Below are 17,333 nucleotides of genomic sequence, written 5' to 3'. Positions count from 1 at the left end.
ATACCGCACTGGCATGCAAGACTAATGCCAGTTATTTACGGGACAGGACACTAGCTCTAGGCAGCCTCTTTGATGTCAAAAGAGACAACCGCGTTTCGTTGGTCAACGCTTCTGCGTGTTTTTTGCACCGCGCAGTATCGAGAGCTTGTCTATGCATGTCGCCTCGGCCTCACCCCCCACCAAGCCACCCCCACCACCACCGCAAACCCCGTGTACGCGGCCACGAACACCCACCAGGGTGCGTCCCAGTACAGCAGGCGTGAGAGCCAGTGTTCGATGAAGCTTTCGCGGTAGCCGCTTTGGCCGGCGAGGCGGCGCAGGTCTTGTTCCCACACGGTCAGGGGGCAGAGCTGGCCGAGCCAGGCCTGGGCGGCGATGAAGACCATCAGGGCCAGGTGGGTGAGGCGCAGGCCGAAGTGACGCACCCAACGCCAGCCCAGGGCGCCGCCGATCAACACGAGCGGCAGCAGGCCCACCACGAAGACGACGATGCCCATGTGCAGCGCGAGGATGGCGTCGGCGAGCCACAGGGCTTGGGTGGGTGACGGGGTGGGCATGCCCCGATGCTAGGGCCCCGCAGCCGGTTGCGCCCAGCGATTGGCCTCACACCGCTTCAGGTGCGCGCTGCTGGCCTTCGTTGCGGGCGCGCTCGGCGGTTTGTTGCAGCAGTTGGCGTGCCTCGGTGTCGCTCTGGGCCAGCAGGGGCTGGGCGCGCAGGGCCAGGTCGGCGATGGCGTGCTGGGCGCTCTGGTGCTCTTCGTCGTCCAGCGGGGTCTGCGCCAGGGTGCTGGTGGCGGGTGTGGCGGCGGGGCGGTTCAGGGCGCGCAGGGTCAGCAGGGCGAGGCCGCGGGCCGCGCCGTACAGGCCCAGTCGCTGGCCCGCCAGCAGGGCGCTGAGCCCGTGGCCGTAGCGCCCTTGTTCGGCGCCCACCTGCTCGATGCTCGTGAGCGCGTGTTTGCGCACCGCGGGGCGTTGGCTGGTGCGTGCCACCAGCAGCGACTGGGTGGTGACCACCCACAGCGTGCGGCCCGCGCCTATCGAGCGGCCGGCGGCAAAGGCGGTGATGCGTTCGTCGCGGTTGAGGTGGTTGCGGATCAGGTCCACCTCGGCGTGGGCCAGCAGTTGGGCGGCGCCGGTGTCGCGGCCGTCCATGAGGATGTCCAGTTGTTCGTTGTAGGTGCGAAAAAAGGCGAGCATCGTGGTTCAGGGGTGTGTTGGGGCGGTATGGCGCGGGTGACACCATCGCCGTTCACGCCCAGCCCTGCTGGCCTGGGGTTACACAGGGCATTCAGGTCTTTCGCCGATGCACCGGCAAAAAAAAACCGCCAGCACACGGGGTGTTGGCGGCTCCACACATGGCCTGCCGAGGCAGGCAGCGTGTCAGCGGGTGATCGGGCGGGGCTTACTTGGCGCCGTCGATCTTCATGTATTCAGACACGACCTTCCAGCGGTTGTCCTGCAGCTGCGACAGGCGTGTGGCGTTGCTGCCCAGGCGCTTGGTGGGGCTGAAGGTCAATTCGGCGCTGCCGAAGATGTCGGGCGGAATGGTCATGGTGTCCATGGCCTTGATGAAGCTCTCGGTGGTCAGGTTGGTGCCGGCCTTGCCCGCTGCGCGCAGGAAGGTGTCGACCAGCGAATAGCCGTACACCGAGAACACGGTCGGGTCTTCGTTGAACTTGGTCTTGTACTTGTTGGCCCAGAAGCGGATGGGTTGCGAGGCTTCGTCGGTGTAGGGGTTCTGCACCGTCATGGTGGCGTAGAAGCCGTTCATGGCCGGGCCGCCGAGCTTGTGGATGAGGTCGGTGTAGGCCGCACTCGACCCGACGAAGGTGGGGTTGAAGCCCAGGCGCTTGGCCGTGGCAATGCCGCCGATGGTCTCGCGGATGATGGTGCCCATCACGACCATGTCGCACTGCTCCGAGGCCAGCTTCTGCATCTGCGACGAGAAGTCGGTGGCGCCGCGCTTGTAGCTGGTTTCCACCGCCAGCGTCATGCCGGCGGCCTTCAGGCCGTCTTCGGCACCGCGTTTCACTTCCAGGCCGAACTCGTCGTCCTGGTACATGGCGCAGACCTTCTTGGCGCCCTTTTCCTTCGCCAGCTTGGGCACGGCGATCTTCATCTGGTCGTAGTAGGTGGCGGCAAAGCTGTACTTGAGCTTGTGGAAGGGCTCGTACATTTCGCGCGCAGCGGTCACGGGGAAGAAGTTGATGACGTTCTTCTGGAACTGCACCGGCATGGCGGCCATGTTCTGTGCGGTGCCGATGTGGCCCACCATGGCAAAGATCTTGTCCTGGTTCACCAGCTTCTGCGCGGCCAGCACGGCGCGGCGCGGGTCGTAGGCCGAGTCTTCCACCACCAGCCGGATCTTGCGGCCGTTGATGCCGCCCTGTTCGTTGACCTCGTCCACCCGCAGCATCATGCCCAGGCGCACCTGCTTGCCGAAGCCGGCAATGGGGCCCGAGAGGTCTTGAATGGAGCCGAGCACGATCTCGTCCTTGCTCACGCCTTGCGATTGCGCGAAGGCCGCGCTGCTGCCCACGGCAAGCAGGGCGGCAACCAGTGTCAGTCGGGTTTTCATCTTGTGTGTCTCCTGGGGTGATGGTCGGGGGATGGCGGTTGAAACGGGGTCTTCGAGCCGGGCTAGCCGTACATGGCGTCGATCTGCGGCGCGTATTTGGTTTGCACCAGCTTGCGTTTGAGCTTCATGGTGGGCGTGAGTTCTTCGTCTTCGGCGCTGAGCTGGGTGTCGAGCAAGAAGAACTTCTTGATCTGTTCAACCCGGGCAAATTTCTTGTTCACGCGATCGATCTCGGTCTGGATCAAGGCCTGCACCTCGGGCGCGCGGGTGAGGCTGGCGTAGTTGGAAAACGGCACGTCGTTGTCCTGCGCATACTTCTCCACGTTCTCCTGGTCGATCATGATGATCACGGTGAGGTAGGGCTTCTTGTCGCCGATCACCACGGCGTCCGTCACATAGGGCGAAAACTTGAGTTCGTTCTCCAGCTCGCTCGGGGTGATGTTCTTGCCCCCGGCGGTGATGATGATGTCTTTCATGCGGTCGGTGATGCGGAAAAACCCTTCCTCGTCCACCACACCCACATCGCCCGTGTGCAGCCAGCCGTCGGCGTCGATGGTCTCGGCGGTTTTCTCGGGCAGGTTCAAGTAGCCCATGAACACATTGGGGCCGCGCACCAGGATCTCGCTGGTCACCGGGTCGAGCTTCACTTCGTTGTAGCTCGCCGCCGGGCCGATGCTGCCGGGCTTGATGCGCTCGGCCGGAATGCCGGTGGATGCGCCGCAGGTCTCCGTCATGCCCCAGACCTCGAGCATGGGCACGCCCAGCGCCAGGTACCAGCGCACCAGGTCGGGCGAAATGGGCGCGGCACCCGTGACGAGAAAGCGCGCCTTGTGAATGCCGATGAGCTTGCGCACGTTGTTGAGCACCAGCGTGCGCGCCACATGGAACTGCAGGCGCAGCCCGCCGGGGACCGGCTTGCCGGCCATCACCAGGTCGGCCACCTGCTGCCCCACGCCAATGGCCCAGCCGTAGGCAGCCTGCTGCAGCTTGCCGGCTTCCTTCAGGGTGATCATCACGCCCGAGTAGAACTTCTCCCACACGCGCGGCACGGCGGTGAACACCGTGGGTGCGATCTCGCGCACGTTTTCGGGCACGGTCTCGGGGTTCTCCACGAAGTTGAGCTTGGCGCCGGTGTAGAGCGAGAAATACTCGCCGCCCATGCGCTCGGCAATGTGGCACAGCGGCAGGAAACACATGCACTCGTCGTTCTGGTCGCGTGCAATCAGCGTGTTGTAGCCGCGCACGGTGTAGACCAGGCCCTTGTGCGAATGCATGGCGCCCTTGGGGCGGCCGGTGGTGCCCGAGGTGTAGACCAGGATCGCCAGCTCGTCGGGCCGGCAGCCGGCCACGCGGGTGTCCAGCAGGCCGGGGTGTTGCTGCAGGTGGGCGCGGCCGAGCTCGCGCAACTGCGCCAGGCTGATCACCTGCGGGTCGTCGAGTTCGCGCAGGCCTTCCATGTCCTCCACGATGATCTTGCGCAGGCGGGGCAGCTGGTCGCGCACCTCAAGGGCCTTGTCGAGTTGTTCGTCGTTCTCGACAAACAGCACGGTGGTGCCCGAGTCGGCGCAGAGGTACTGCACCTGCTCGGCCGCATCGGTGGGGTAGATGCCGTTGGACACACCGCCGGCACTGAGCACGGCCAGGTCGCACAGCACCCATTCGATGGTGGTGTTGGACAGGATGGACGCGGTCTCGCGCGGCTCGAAGCCGATGGCCATCAAGCCGTGGGCAATCTCGCGCACGGCATCGCCGGTCTGCGTCCAGCTCCAGCTGCGCCAGATGCCGAACTCCTTCTGCCGCATCCACACCTGTTCGCCACGCGCCTTCACACCGTTCCAGAACAGGGCAGGAATCGTCTCGCCTTCGAGCACGATCTTGTTTTGCGGCTGGATGCCGGAGAGGTCCCACAAGTTGCTCATGCCTATCTCCAGTTCTTTTTCTTTTTCCAGCGCCGGTCGGCCCGCACGCCTTCTTCCTTCATGCCGAGGTAGAACTCCTTGATGTCGTCCTTCTCGCGCAGGTTGGCGCAGGTGTCTTCCATCACGATGCGGCCGTTCTCCAGCACGTAGCCGTAGTCGGACGCATTGAGGGCCATGTTGGCGTTCTGTTCGACCAGCAGGATGGTGGTGCCGCGCTCGCGGTTGATGCGCACCACGATCTCGAAGATTTCCTTGGTGAGCTTCGGGCTCAGGCCCAGGCTGGGTTCGTCGAGCAGGATCAAATCGGGGTTGGCCATGAGCGCGCGGCTGATGGCCAGCATCTGCTGCTGGCCGCCCGAGAGCAGGCCGGCGTCCTGCGCGGCGCGCTCGCGCAGGATGGGAAAGTAGTTGAACACCAGCTCCATGTCGCGCGCCACGCCGTCGCGGTCCTTGCGGGTGTAGGCACCCATGAGCAGGTTGTCGCGCACCGAGAGCAGGGCAAACACCTCGCGCCCTTCGGGCACGTGGCTCAGGCCCTGCTGCACCACGAAGGCCGGGTCCTTGGCGGTGATGTCTTCGCCCTTGAACTCGATCGAGCCCTTGCGCGGGTCGATGATGCCGCTGATGGTCTTGAGAATGGTGGTCTTGCCCGCCCCGTTGGAGCCGAGCACGGTGGCGATCTCGCTGCGGCGCACCTGCAGGCTCACGCCGCGAATCGCCTTGATCGGGCCGTAGGCGCTTTCGACATTGAGCAGTTTCAGCACCGGGGCGTCGGAAGTGGCAACGCTCATGACCGTGCTCCTGCCGCAGCGGGCTTGTGGTTCTCCCGGCGCAGGCCGGACACGTCATCCATCGAGCCCAGGTAGGCCTCGATCACACCCGGGTCGCTCTGCACCTGGGCCGGCGTGCCCGAGGCCAGCTCGGTGCCCATGCTCATGGCCAGCACGCGGTCGGACACCTTGGAGACCAGCGTCATGTCGTGCTCCACCATCAGCACCGTGATGCCGAGTTCGTTCTTGATGTCGGTGATCCAGAACGCCATGTCCTCGGTTTCCTCCACGTTCAGGCCCGAGGACGGCTCGTCGAGCAGCAGCAGCTTGGGCTCGGTGCACAGGGCGCGCGCGAGCTCGACCACCTTGCGCACGCCGTAGGGCAGGCCGGCCACCATGCTTTCGCGGTGGTGCTGCAGATCGAGCAGGTCGATGACCTGTTCGACCTTCTCGCGCGCCTCGATCTCGGCCGCGCGGGTCTTGCCGGTGAAAAAGACCTCGCTCCACAGCCCCGTCTTGCGGTGGGTGTGGCGTCCGATCAGCAGGTTCTGCAGCACGGTGGCGTGTTCGAACAGCTCGATGTTCTGGAAGGTGCGCGCGATGCCCAGGTTGGCGATCTGGTGCGGCGCCTGGTCGGTCAGGCGCAGCATGCCGTCGGGCCCGGCGAAGTCGATGGTGCCGGTGGTCGGGGTGTAGATGCGGCTGATGAGGTTGAACACCGTCGTCTTGCCCGCGCCATTGGGGCCGATGAGGGTGAACACCTCGCCGCGTTTCACGTCGAAGCTGACGTTGTTGACCGCCAGCACGCCGCCGAAGCGCACGCTCAGATTTTTCGCTGAAAGAAGGATGTCGTTCATGGTGCTCACTTCAGTCGGTCAGACTTCTGGAACGATTTCTGCCGCTTGAACATGCCCTTGCGATAGAACGGGAACAGCTGGAAGTAGGCGCGGATCTTGAGCCAGCGGCCATACAGGCCCATGGGCTCGAACAGCACAAACGCGATCAGCACCAGGCCGTACACCGTGCCCTGCAGGCCGGCCGCCTGGCCGATGGCCGTTGGCAGGAAGTCCTTGCCCAGCGCAATGAGCTGCGGCATCACGATGAGGAAGATGGCGCCGAGGAACGCGCCGTGGATCGAACCCAGCCCGCCGATCACCACCATGAGCAGCAGGTCGATCGACTGGATGATGCTGAACTGCTCGGGCGAGAGGAACTGGATCTTGTGCGCATAGAGCGCGCCGCCGATGCCGGCCAGCGCGGCCGACAGCGCAAAGCTCATGGTCTTGTAGCGCGCCAGGTGAATGCCCATGCTCTGCGCCGAAATCTCGGAGTCGCGAATCGCCACAAACGCACGCCCGGTGCTCGATCGCATGAGGTTGGCAATGGCCAGCGTGGCCAGCACCGTGATCACCAGGCACAAGAAGTAGAACTCGTTGGTCGACTCCAGCTCCCAGCCGAAGAGGGCGGGTGCGTTGACCACCAGGCCCGAGTTGCCGCCGGTCACGCTTTCCCAGCGCGCCATGATTTCCTCGACGATGAAACCGAACGCCAGCGTCGCCATGCCGAGGTAGATGCCCTTGACCCGCAGCGCCGGCAAACCCACCACCATGCCGACCGCGGCCGAGAGCAGACCGGCGCAGGCCAGCGCCAGCGGGAACGGCAGGCCGGCATTGACCATGATGGCCTGGGTGTAGGCCCCCACGCCGAGAAACGCGGCATGGCCCAGCGAGAACAGGCCGGTGAAGCCGGCCAGCAGCATGAGGCCCAGGCCGACCACCGAGTAGATGAGCACGAAGGTGAGCTGTGCGAGCCAGTACTCCTGGATCACCCAGGGTGCAGCCACCAGAAAGAGGCCGAGCAGGCTGTACCAGAAGGTCTGGCCGCCGTGTTTGGCTAACTTGATGTCCTGGTTGTAGTCGGTCTTGAAGAGAAATCTCATGGAGTCCCCCCCGCATCGCCTTCGGCGCTACCCCCCCAGGGGGGCGCCACCAGCGGCCCGGCAAAGCCGGTTCCGCGGTAGCCCTGGACTGCGTTGTGGCGCGCGGTGCTCATGAACATGTTCATACTTTTTTTCTCAGCTTTTCGCCGAACAGACCATTGGGCTTGAGCACCAGCATGATCAGCACCACGATGTAGGGCGCCACGTCCTTGAAGCCCTCGGGCAGGTAGAAGCCCGAGAACGACTCGACGATGCCGATGATCAGGCCGCCCACGATGGCGCCGGGCAGGCTGGTGAAGCCGCCGACCACCGCCGCCGGAAAGGCCTTGAGGCCGATGAATCCCATGTTGGCGTGCACGAAGGTGATGGGGGCGAGCAGCAGGCCGGCGATGGCCGCCACCGCAGCGGCCAGGCCCCACACCAGGCCGTTGAGCCGTTTCACCGGAATGCCCATGTAATAGGCCGCGAGCTGGTTCTGCGACGAGGCCTGCATGGCGATGCCGAGCTTGCTGTAGCGGAACATGGCGAACAGGCCCAGGCACAACACACCGGTGACGCCGATCACCACGATCTGCTCGGCCGACACCACCAGACCGCCCATGCGCAACACCTCGCCGGCGTAGGGCACCGGCAGGGTGTGGGTGTCGGTGCCGATGTTCGGGATCATGGTGATGAGCCCGCGCAGCACATAGCCCACACCGATGGTGAGCATGACAATGGAAAACGCCGGCTGCCCCAGGATGGGGCGCACCACGGCGCGTTCGAGCAGCACACCGAACAGCCCCATGGCCACAATGGCGGCCGGCACGGCCAGCCAGAACGGAAAGCCCAGCATGGTCATGGCGGCCAGGCCGCCGAAGGCGCCCACCATCATCAGGTCGCCCTGCGCGAAGCTGACCGTTTCGGTCGCCTTGTAGATCAGCACGAAACCCAGGGCAATGAGTCCGTAGATACAGCCCTGGGCCGCACCGCTGATGAGCAGTTGCAGCAATTGCACGCATGTCTCCTGTTTTGTCCGGCGCCGCTGCAGTGGAACGGGTGCTGCAATCTTTGTGGCGGGGCCCCGAGGCGGTGTGGGCAATTTATAGCTGTCTTGCCCGGGACTGCCGCTAGGGGTTGTCCCCCATCACTTGTCGCCGAAGCAACATGAAGATGCACTGCATGAAGTCCATACGCATCGGCGCCGGCCTCGGCTTTTACGGCGACAACTGGGAGCCCGTGGCAGCCAGCATCGAGCGTGGCGACGTGCAGTTCATTGCCAGCGACCACCTGGCCGAGCTCACGCTGGCGATCCTGCAGAAAGACCGGCAGCGCGACCCGGCGCTGGGCTATGCGCGCGATGTTGTGCCCATGCTCATGAAGCTGTGGCCACTGATGCGCGCGAATGGCGTGCGGCTGGTATGCAACGCGGGCGGCCTGAACCCGCTTGGTGCGGCGCAGGCGGTGCTGGCCGCCTTCAAGGCCCGGGGCTGGCCGGCGCGGGTGGCCGTGGTGACCGGCGACGACGTGTTGCCGCAGCTGCAGGCGGCCGACGCAGGCTTTGACCACCTCTTCACGCGCGAAGCGCTGGCCGGCGTGCGCGAGCGGCTGGTGTTTGCCAACGCCTATGTGGGTGCGCGGCCCATCGTGCAGGCGCTGGCCGCGGGCGCCGAGATCGTGATCACCGGCCGGGTGGCCGACGCGGCGCTGTTCCTCGGCCCGCTCGTGCACGGCCTGGGCTGGACGCTGACCGGTGCCTCGAACGAAACCGATCTCGACCGCCTGGCCCAGGGCCTGACCGTGGGCCACCTGCTGGAGTGCTCGGGCCAGGGCAGCGGCGGCAACTTCGGCAGCCAGGGCGCCTGGCAGGCCATTCCCGATCTGGCGCACATCGGCTATCCCATTGCCGAGGTGTACGAGGACGGCACCGCCCTCATCACCAAGGCGCCGGGCAGCGGCGGGCGGATCAACTTCGACACCGTGCGCCAGCAGCTGCTGTACGAGGTGCACAACCCGCACGCCTACCTGTCGCCCGACGTGGTGCTGGACATGGGCCACATCACACTGCATGACGAAGGCTTTGATCGCGTTCGGCTGACCGGTGCACGCGGCCGCGCGCCCACCGACACGCTCAAGGTGGTGGCCGGTTTCCGCGACGGTTACAAGGCCGAGGTGACCTGGGGCTTTTCATGGCCCGACGCCTGGGACAAGGCGCAGGCCGCGCAGGCGACCATCCGCACCCTGCTGAACGACAAACGCATTGCGCACGACGAGCTGTACGTCGAGTACCCGGGGCTCAATTCGGCCCACGGCGCGCTCGCGCCGCTGCCCAACGCCGACGCGCTCAACCAGAGCAACGAGATCTGGACGCGCCTGGTGCTGCGCACGCCCGACAAGGCCGCTGCCGATGGCTTCGGCCGGCTGTTTCCCTGGATCGGCCTGAGCGGCCCGGCCTACACCTGCGGCTTCACCGGGTTGCACAACACCAGCGAGCTGCTGGGCATCTGGCCGACGCTGATCCCGCGTGCGAGGGTGGAGGCTGGAGTCACGGTCGACATCCTGGGAGAGGCTGCATGACCCGCATCCGCACACCCCTCGTGCGCATCGCCCACGCCCGCAGCGGCGACAAGGCCGACTGGGTGGACTTCGGCCTGTTCGCCTGGAACGCGGCGGGCTACCGGCTGCTGGCGCGCGAAGTCACGGCCGAGCGGGTGCAGGCCCACTTTGCGCCCTGGCTGCCGGGCGAGGTGGACGCCTGGCCGCTGCCCAACATCCTGGCGCTCAAGTTCGTGTTGCGCGGCGCACTGCAGGGCGGTGGTGCGCGCAACCTGCGGCTGGACAACCTGGGCAAGTCGATGGCGGGGGCCTTGCTGCGCCTGGAGATCGAGGTGACGCAGGCCGAGCTGGAGGAGGCGTTGAACGCTCCGCGCGTGGGGTGGTGGCCATGAGCGCCGTCACCACCGAACAGCAAGACGGCATCTGGATCGTCACCCTCGACCGCCCCGAGGTGCGCAACGCGGTGGACAGCCCGACCGCGCGCGCCCTGCACCAGGCCTTTCTGGCGTTCGAGGACGACGCCAGCGCCCGGGTGGCCGTGTTCCACGGCGCGCATGGCCACTTCTGCGCAGGTTGGGATCTTCAGTACGGCGCGAAGCTCGCCGCCCGGGGAGAAACCGGGGGCCTCGATCTCGACTTCGACGCGGGCGACCCGCGCGCCCTCGGCCCCATGGGCCCCTCGCGACTGCAACTCGGCAAACCGGTGATCGCTGCGGTCAGCGGCGCGGCCGTGGCCGGCGGCATGGAGCTCGCGCTGTGGTGCGACATGCGCGTGATGGAGGCAGACGCGTACTTCGGCGTGTACTGCCGCCGTTTCGGCGTGCCGCTGATCGACGGCGGCACGGTGCGACTGCCGCGCCTGATCGGCATGGGCCATGCCATGGACCTGATCCTCACCGGGCGCAAGGTGGAAGCGACCGAAGCGCTGCAGATGGGTCTGGCCAACCGCGTGGTGCCCACCGGGCAGGCACGCGAGGCCGCCATCGCGCTGGCGCGCCAGCTCGCGGCCTTTCCCCAGGCCACGATGCGCGCCGACCGCGAGAGCGCGCTGGCCCAGTGGGACCTGCCGCTGGGCGAAGCGCTGCGACAGGAATGGCAGCGCGGCAAGGCCCGCATTCCCGATGCGCTCGAAGGGGCCACGCGTTTTGCCGCCGGGCAGGGGCGACACGGCGAGTTCTGACCCGCTGGCCGACGAGGCGTCGGTGCGCGCCGCCACCGAGGCCTGCTTCGAGGCCGTGTTCGCGCTGCGGCCGGTGCCGCGCAGGTGTTGTCGACAGCCGCCTGAGCTCTGTTGCCCCTTCCTATGATGGCGGCATGACACCGAACGACTTCTCCGCCCCGGCCGACGTGCTGGTGCTGCAACACCTGCTGGAAGACGGCCCCGGATACCTGGGCCAGTGGCTGGGTGCCCAGGGCATTGCCTGGCACCTGCGCTGCGCCGAAACCGGCGAAGACTACCCGGCTTCGGTGCGCGGCTACCGCGCTCTGGCGGTGCTCGGTGGCGCCTGGAGCGCCGACGACGACCGCCCCACGCTGCGCCAGGCCGAGGCCCTGATCCTCGAGGCCGACGCGCTGGGCGTTCCCGTGATCGGCCATTGCCTGGGCGGCCAGCTCATGGCACGGGCCTTCGGCGGCCGGGTGGAGCGCCTGCCGCAGCCCGAGGTGGGCTGGTGGCCCATTCGCCGGACCGGCAGCGCCGCCGCCCGCGAATGGCTGGGCGAGGCCGAACAAGCCACGGTGTACCAATGGCACCAGGACGGCTTCACAACGCTGCCGCCGGGCGCCGAGCTGCTCGCATCGTCCGGTCCGTGCGCGCACCAGGCGTTTGCCCTGCGCCAGCACCTGGCCATGCAGTTCCACATCGAGATCACGCCGGCCAAGATCGATGAATGGATGGACCAACCCGGACCGGCCTACCCGGTGCATGTGTTGCTGCACCGGGACAGCGTGCAGGACCCGGCATCGATGCAGGCCGCCACACGGCAGCACCTGGGTGGCAGCGAAGCCATGGCCGATGGCATCTACCGGGCCTGGCGTTCGCGCTGGCCCGCCTGAGCGGCCCAGCGGCCTCAGCGGCCTGTGCGCGGCAGGTCCAGGTTGTCCTTCGGGATCGGGCGAGGCCGGCCTTCCATGTCGATCGCCACGTAGGTCAGGCTGGCTTCGGTCACCTTCACATACTGGCCCTGGGCCGAAAAGCGCTCGGCGAACACCTCCACCTGCACCGTGATCGAGGTGTTGCCCACGCGCGTGACGTGGGCGAAGAAGCTCAGGATGTCGCCCACGCGCACCGGCTGCTTGAAGATGAACTGGTTGACCGCCACCGTGGCCATGCGCCCGCGCACATAGCGCGCCGGCAGCACGGCACCGGCCAGGTCGACCTGGGCCATGACCCAGCCACCGAAGATGTCGCCATTGGCATTGCAGTCGGCCGGCATCGGAATGACCTTGAGCACCAGTTCCCTGTCGTGCGGCAGGGTGGTTTCGGGGTTCGGGCTTGTTTTGCTTGTCATGGTCACAATCTCCAGTTGCTCACGATTCTCACGCATGCGCCCAGACACCCCCTCCCCATCCGCCATTGCCTTGCCCGCCGCCCCCGGCGCGCCGGCCAGCAAACCACAGCGCTCCGACTGGGCCACGCTCAAACGCCTGCTGCCCTACCTGTGGCAATACAAGGTGCGGGTGGTGCTGGCGCTGGCCTTCATGGTGGCTGCCAAGATGGCCAACGTGAGCGTGCCGCTGCTGCTCAAGCAGCTGGTCGACGCCATGAGCATCAAGCCCGGCAGCGTGGAGGCCATGCTGGTGGTGCCGCTGGGCTTGCTGCTGGCCTACGGCGGCTTGCGTTTGTCGACCAGCATCTTCACCGAGCTGCGCGAACTGGTGTTTGCCAAGGCCACCGAAGGCGCCACGCGCAGCATCGCACTGCAGGTGTTCGGTCATCTGCACGCGCTCAGCCTGCGTTTTCACCTCGAACGCCAGACCGGCGGCATGACGCGCGACATCGAGCGCGGCACGCGCGGTGTCCAGTCGCTCATTTCGTACTCGCTCTACAGCATCATTCCCACCCTGATCGAGGTGACCATGGTGCTCGCGCTGCTGGGCACCCAGTTCGACATGGGCTATGTGTGGATCACGCTGGTGGCGCTGGTGCTCTACATCAGCTTCACCGTGGTGGTGACCGAATGGCGCACCAAGTTCCGCCGCGAGATGAACGAGCTGGAGTCGACCAGCCAGACGCGTGCCATCGACTCGCTGCTGAATTACGAGACGGTGAAGTACTTCAACAACGAAGCGTTCGAGGGCCGGCGCTACGACGAGGCGCTGGAGAAACTGCGCCGCGCCCGCATCAAGAGCCAGACCACGCTGTCCCTGCTCAACGCCGGGCAGCAGGTGGTGATTGCCGTGGCACTGGTGCTCATGCTCTACCGCGCCACGCAGGGCGTGGTGAGCGGCGAAATGACGCTGGGCGATCTGGTGATGGTCAACGCCTTCATGATCCAGCTCTACATTCCGCTGGGCTTTCTGGGGGTGCTGTACCGCGAGATCAAGCAGAGCCTGACCGACCTCGACAAGATGTTCGTGCTGCTGGAGAAGGAACGCGAGATTGCGGATTCACCCGGCGCCCCGCCACTGGCGCTGACCGGGCCGCCCGCAGTGAAGTTCGAGAACGTGCGTTTCTCCTACGAGCCGGCGCGCGAGATCCTGCACGGCGTCAGCTTCGAGATTCCACCCGGCAAGACAGTGGCGGTGGTCGGACCGTCGGGCTCGGGCAAGAGCACGCTGGCCAGGTTGCTGTACCGCTTTTACGACGTGACGAATGGTGAGCCCCCACGCTCCCCCGCTGCGCGAGATCCGCTGCCCCCCGAGGGGGCTGGCCCCGCCCTGGGGCGGCCCGACGGCTGGGCCGCTTCGCCCCCACGCTCCCCCGCTGCGCGAGGTCCGCTGCCCCCCGAGGGGGCTGAAGCCGGCTTGGGGCGGCCCGGCGCCGACTTCGGTCGCATCACCATCAACGGCCAGGACATCAGGGCGGTGACGCAATCCAGCGTGCGCCAGGCCATCGGCATCGTGCCGCAGGACACCGTGCTGTTCAACGACACCATCGAATACAACATCCTCTACGGCCGCCCCGAGGCCGGGCACGAGGCGGCGGTGCAGGCGGCGCAGGCGGCGCACATCCACAGCTTCATCGACAAACTCCCGCTGGGCTACCGCACCATGGTTGGCGAGCGCGGCCTCAAGCTCTCGGGCGGTGAAAAGCAGCGCGTGGCGATCGCCCGCACCCTGCTGAAGAACCCCCCGATCGTGATCTTCGACGAAGCCACCTCGGCGCTGGATTCGGCCAACGAACGCGCCATCCAGGCCGAGCTGAAATCGGCCGCCCGCAACAAGACCACGCTGGTGATCGCGCACCGGCTGTCCACGGTGGTGGACGCGCACGAGATCCTGGTGTTGGTGAATGGGGAGATCGTGGAGCGGGGGAACCACTCGGACCTGGTGGCCAGGGATGGGATTTATGCGGGCATGTGGGCTTTGCAGCAGAGCGGGACTGACTGATTCTTGTTGTTGCTGGTTGGCTCTGGTGGCTGGCCGGGTCTCGACCCGGCCAGCCACGAAAGAACGCACACAAGAAAAGAAGAGATCAGAAGTGAATGCCCCGCATCATCTGCTGCATCGCCACCGCCTCGGCCGACAACTGCGACTTGGCTCCCTTGTCGCCCTTGGCCGCCGACGAATCGGGGAACATGCGGAAGCTGGTGTTCATCACGATCTGTGCCACGCGCGGCACCATGGCGTGCAGCATCTGGCCGGTGATGCCCAGGCGGGTGGCGATGCGCACCGGTTTGAAGATGCAGGCCTGCGCGATCATGTCGGCGGCTTCTTCGGGTGAGAGCGTGGGCACGTTCTTGTAGATCTGCGTCGGCGCGATCATGGGTGTGCGCACCAGCGGCATGTTGATGGTGGTGAAGCTGATGCCCTGGTCGGCAAACTCGCTGCTCGCGCAGCGCGTCCAGGCGTCCAGTGCGGCCTTGCTGGCCACGTAGGCGCTGAAGCGCGGCGCGTTGGTGAGCACGCCGATGGAGCTGATGTTGACCACATGCCCCTTGCGCCTGGCCACCATGCCGGGCAGCAGGCCCATGGTCACGCGCAGGCAACCGAAGTAATTGAGCTGCATGGTGCGTTCGAAGTCGTGGAAGCGGTCGTAGCTGCCCTCGATGGCGCGGCGGATCGAGCGGCCGGCGTTGTTGATCAGGAAATCCACGCCGCCGTGGTTGGCGATCAGCACCTGCACGAAGCGGTCGGCGTCCGCCATGTCGGCGATGTCGGCCGGGTAGGCGATGAAGGTGTAACCCTTGTCTGTCGCTTCCTTGCAGGCTTCGTCGAGCTTGTCCTGGTCGCGTCCGCAGATGATGGTGGTGGCGCCGGCTTCGGCGAACTTGTGCGCTGCAGCCAGACCGATGCCCGAGCTGCCGCCGGTGACCAGCACCACCTTGCCCGCCACCGTGCCCTTGAGGCTGCGGTCGATGTGCAGGTCGGGGTCGAGGTGGCGCTCCCAGTAATCCCACAGGCGCCAGGCGTAGTCCTTGAAGTTGGGGCAGGCGATGCCGCTGCCCTTGAGGGCGGCCAGCGTCTCGCGGCAGTCGAAGCGCGTGGGGTAGTTGACGAAGGTCATCATCTCCTCGGGCAGGCCGAGGTCGTGCATGATGGCCTTGTAGACCCGCCGCACCGGCGCCAGCGCCATCAGTCCCTTCTTCACGCTCTTGGGAATGAAGCCCATCAGCGCCGCGTTGATGAACAGGTTCATCTTCGGCGCATGTGCGGCCTTGCTCAGGATGTCGAGCACGTCGCCGACGCGGTAGCCCATGGGGTCGACCAGGTGGAAACACGCACCGCTGCTGCGCTTGAGGTGGCTGATGTGGTCCAGCGCAGCCACCACGAAGTCCACCGGCACGATGTTGATGCGCCCGCCTTCGAGGCCCACGCTGGGCATCCACGGCGGCAGGATCTGGCGCAGGCGCTGGATCAGCTTGAAGAAGTAATAGGGCCCGTCGATCTTGTCCATTTCGCCGGTCTGGCTGTCGCCCACCACGGCCGCCGGCCGGTACACGCTCCACGGCACCTTGCATTCCTGGCGGACGATCTTCTCGCTCTCGTGCTTGGTCATGAAGTAGGGGTGGTCCAGACCCTCGGCCTCGTCGAACATGTCTTCGCGGAACACGCCTTCGTACAGGCCGGCGGCGGCGATCGATGACACATGGTGAAAGTGACCGGCCCCGATGGCCTTGGCAAACTCCACCGTGTTGCGCGTGCCGTCCACGTTGACCGCGATCTGGCTCTCGGCATCGGCTTCGAGGTCGTACACCGCCGCGAGGTGGTAGAAATGATCGATCTGGCCCTTGAGCGCTTTCGTCTCGTCGACCGAGACGCCCAGCTTCTTGCTGGTGAGGTCACCGAACACCGGCACGGCACGCGCCGCCGTCACCCCCCAGTGCTCGCGCAGCCCGGCCACCTTGCCCTCGCTCTCCTTGCGGATGAGGAAGTGCACCACCGCACCCTTGCGCTGGAGCAGCTTGCCCACCAGCCGCTTGCCGATGAAGCCGGTGGCACCGGTGACGAAGTAATGCATGGAGTTCTCCTGGATCAGATGGGGTGGAAGCGATGTGAAGTGCCTTGCATTCTTGTCCACGAAGCAGGTCGCTCCATTCCGCAAAAACCCGCGTACGCCGCGCCGGCATTAGTCTTGCGCCCCTACACAGAGCCCGCGGCCTCCCCTTACAGTGGGTGCACTCGGGCTCGCAGCCTGTCCATCCATTTCAATCCACAGGAGCATTCCATGGTCAAGAAGATCCAGAAGAGCAGCGGCGACAAGAAGACATCGGCCCAGGCTTTCAACTCCCCGCTGTCCGGTGCGATCAAGGATTCTGCCCAGCAGATCTGGCTGGCCGGTCTTGGGGCATTCTCCAAGGCACAGGAAGAGGGCGGCAAGGCCTTCGACACGTTGGTCAAGGAAGGCCTGTCGATCCAGCGCAAGACGCAGGCCGTGGCCGAAGAGCGCATCTCGGAGGCCACCAACAAGGTCAGCAACATGGCCACCGACATTTCTTCCAAGGCATCGGGCCAGTGGGACAAGCTGGAGTCGATCTTCGAAGAGCGCGTGGCCAAGGCGCTGAACAAACTGGGCGTGCCGTCGGCGCGCGACGTGGATGCGCTGATCAAGCGCATCGATGCGCTCAACCAGCATGTGCAGCAACTCGGCGGCAAGGCTCCCGCCAGGAGCGCTGCCCGCAAGGCAGCGCCGGCCGGGAAGGCGGCTGTCAAAGCCGCCCCCGCGAAAGCCGCCGTCAAGACCGCGCCGGCCAAGACCCCAGCCCGCAAGTCCACCCGCAAGGCCGCCGCGGCCTGAACACCGTGAGGCCTGAGGGCATCTCGCAAAGCAGGGGCCATCGAGCCCCTTTTTTGTGTCTGCTTCACATGCTGCAACGCAGCATGCCGGGCCACACCTGCGGTCTACACTCGAACGCATGAAGAGCCCGCGCAACATTACCCCCGCACCGTTTCCACGGACCGCGGGCAGCCGCGCAAACAAGGGGAAGCGG

General features: G+C 66.0%; 16 protein-coding genes. 6 read left to right on the top strand and 10 right to left on the bottom strand.

Going from position 1 to position 17,333, the window contains the following annotated elements; all coding sequences use genetic code 11:
- Window positions 1–149 precede the first annotated feature (149 nt).
- From QUV35_RS13465 to QUV35_RS13430, 8 genes are all read right to left on the bottom strand, one after another.
- Entirely contained in the window at window positions 150–557 is a 408-nt protein-coding gene (locus tag QUV35_RS13465; RefSeq protein WP_300874859.1) for a DUF2784 domain-containing protein, read from the bottom strand.
- A 46-nt stretch (window positions 558–603) separates the two neighbouring features.
- A complete protein-coding gene (locus QUV35_RS13460; RefSeq protein WP_300874856.1) occupies window positions 604–1,197 on the bottom strand; it encodes a hypothetical protein in 594 nt (197 codons plus the stop codon).
- A gap of 205 nt (window positions 1,198–1,402) precedes the next feature.
- Window positions 1,403–2,578: an ABC transporter substrate-binding protein gene (locus tag QUV35_RS13455; RefSeq protein ID WP_300874854.1), complete on the bottom strand. Its 1,176-nt coding sequence runs from the start codon at window positions 2,576–2,578 to the stop codon at window positions 1,403–1,405.
- 62 nt (window positions 2,579–2,640) lie between these two features.
- On the bottom strand, window positions 2,641–4,497 hold the full coding sequence (locus QUV35_RS13450; RefSeq protein ID WP_300874851.1) for a long-chain fatty acid--CoA ligase: 1,857 nt from the start codon (window positions 4,495–4,497) through the stop codon (window positions 2,641–2,643).
- A 2-nt stretch (window positions 4,498–4,499) separates the two neighbouring features.
- Window positions 4,500–5,288 (bottom strand): ABC transporter ATP-binding protein, encoded by a 789-nt coding sequence (locus QUV35_RS13445; RefSeq protein WP_069045324.1) that lies wholly within the window; start codon window positions 5,286–5,288, stop codon window positions 4,500–4,502.
- Complete coding sequence (locus tag QUV35_RS13440) at window positions 5,285–6,124, bottom strand: ABC transporter ATP-binding protein (RefSeq protein WP_300874848.1); 840 nt, start codon at window positions 6,122–6,124, stop codon at window positions 5,285–5,287. Before QUV35_RS13440 ends, QUV35_RS13445 begins: the two co-directional genes overlap by 4 nt.
- Window positions 6,125–6,129: 5 nt before the next feature.
- Entirely contained in the window at window positions 6,130–7,206 is a 1,077-nt protein-coding gene (locus QUV35_RS13435) for a branched-chain amino acid ABC transporter permease (protein WP_300874846.1), read from the bottom strand.
- A gap of 121 nt (window positions 7,207–7,327) precedes the next feature.
- Window positions 7,328–8,203 (bottom strand): branched-chain amino acid ABC transporter permease, encoded by an 876-nt coding sequence (locus QUV35_RS13430; RefSeq protein WP_300874844.1) that lies wholly within the window; start codon window positions 8,201–8,203, stop codon window positions 7,328–7,330.
- A gap of 164 nt (window positions 8,204–8,367) precedes the next feature.
- On the opposite strand from QUV35_RS13430, the gene QUV35_RS13425 reads away from it, so the two are divergent.
- The 4 genes from QUV35_RS13425 to QUV35_RS13410 all read left to right on the top strand — a co-directional run bounded on the left by QUV35_RS13425 (window position 8,368) and on the right by QUV35_RS13410 (window position 11,796).
- On the top strand, window positions 8,368–9,762 hold the full coding sequence (locus QUV35_RS13425) for an acyclic terpene utilization AtuA family protein (RefSeq protein ID WP_300874842.1): 1,395 nt from the start codon (window positions 8,368–8,370) through the stop codon (window positions 9,760–9,762).
- A complete protein-coding gene (locus tag QUV35_RS13420; protein ID WP_300874839.1) occupies window positions 9,759–10,133 on the top strand; it encodes a hypothetical protein in 375 nt (124 codons plus the stop codon). Before QUV35_RS13425 ends, QUV35_RS13420 begins: the two co-directional genes overlap by 4 nt.
- Window positions 10,130–10,921 carry a crotonase/enoyl-CoA hydratase family protein gene (locus tag QUV35_RS13415; RefSeq protein WP_300874837.1) on the top strand — a complete coding sequence of 264 codons (792 nt, stop codon included), beginning with the start codon at window positions 10,130–10,132 and terminating at the stop codon, window positions 10,919–10,921. The genes QUV35_RS13420 and QUV35_RS13415 overlap by 4 nt, the downstream gene beginning before the upstream one ends.
- A 134-nt stretch (window positions 10,922–11,055) precedes the next feature.
- Window positions 11,056–11,796, top strand: a complete 741-nt coding sequence (locus tag QUV35_RS13410; RefSeq protein ID WP_300874834.1) for a type 1 glutamine amidotransferase — start codon at window positions 11,056–11,058, stop codon at window positions 11,794–11,796.
- Window positions 11,797–11,810: 14 nt separating this feature from the next.
- Here QUV35_RS13410 and QUV35_RS13405 read toward each other — a convergent pair whose 3' ends face one another.
- Entirely contained in the window at window positions 11,811–12,251 is a 441-nt protein-coding gene (locus QUV35_RS13405; protein ID WP_300874832.1) for an acyl-CoA thioesterase, read from the bottom strand.
- 34 nt (window positions 12,252–12,285) lie between these two features.
- Between QUV35_RS13405 and QUV35_RS13400 the strand changes: the two genes are divergently transcribed.
- A complete protein-coding gene (locus tag QUV35_RS13400) occupies window positions 12,286–14,292 on the top strand; it encodes an ABC transporter transmembrane domain-containing protein (protein WP_300874830.1) in 2,007 nt (668 codons plus the stop codon).
- Window positions 14,293–14,377: 85 nt separating this feature from the next.
- Here the strand turns inward: QUV35_RS13400 and QUV35_RS13395 are convergent, their stop codons facing one another.
- Window positions 14,378–16,363 carry an SDR family oxidoreductase gene (locus tag QUV35_RS13395; RefSeq protein WP_300874828.1) on the bottom strand — a complete coding sequence of 662 codons (1,986 nt, stop codon included), beginning with the start codon at window positions 16,361–16,363 and terminating at the stop codon, window positions 14,378–14,380.
- Between the two features lie 207 nt (window positions 16,364–16,570).
- Between QUV35_RS13395 and QUV35_RS13390 the strand changes: the two genes are divergently transcribed.
- A complete protein-coding gene (locus tag QUV35_RS13390; protein ID WP_300874825.1) occupies window positions 16,571–17,140 on the top strand; it encodes a phasin family protein in 570 nt (189 codons plus the stop codon).
- The last annotated feature ends 193 nt before the right edge of the window (window positions 17,141–17,333 follow it).

This window comes from Hydrogenophaga sp. (assembly GCF_030373225.1).
Classification (GTDB): Bacteria; Pseudomonadota; Gammaproteobacteria; order Burkholderiales; family Burkholderiaceae_C; genus Hydrogenophaga.
The sequence above is the reverse complement of the archived record's forward strand: the minus strand, read 5'-3'. Positions and strand labels throughout refer to the sequence as shown.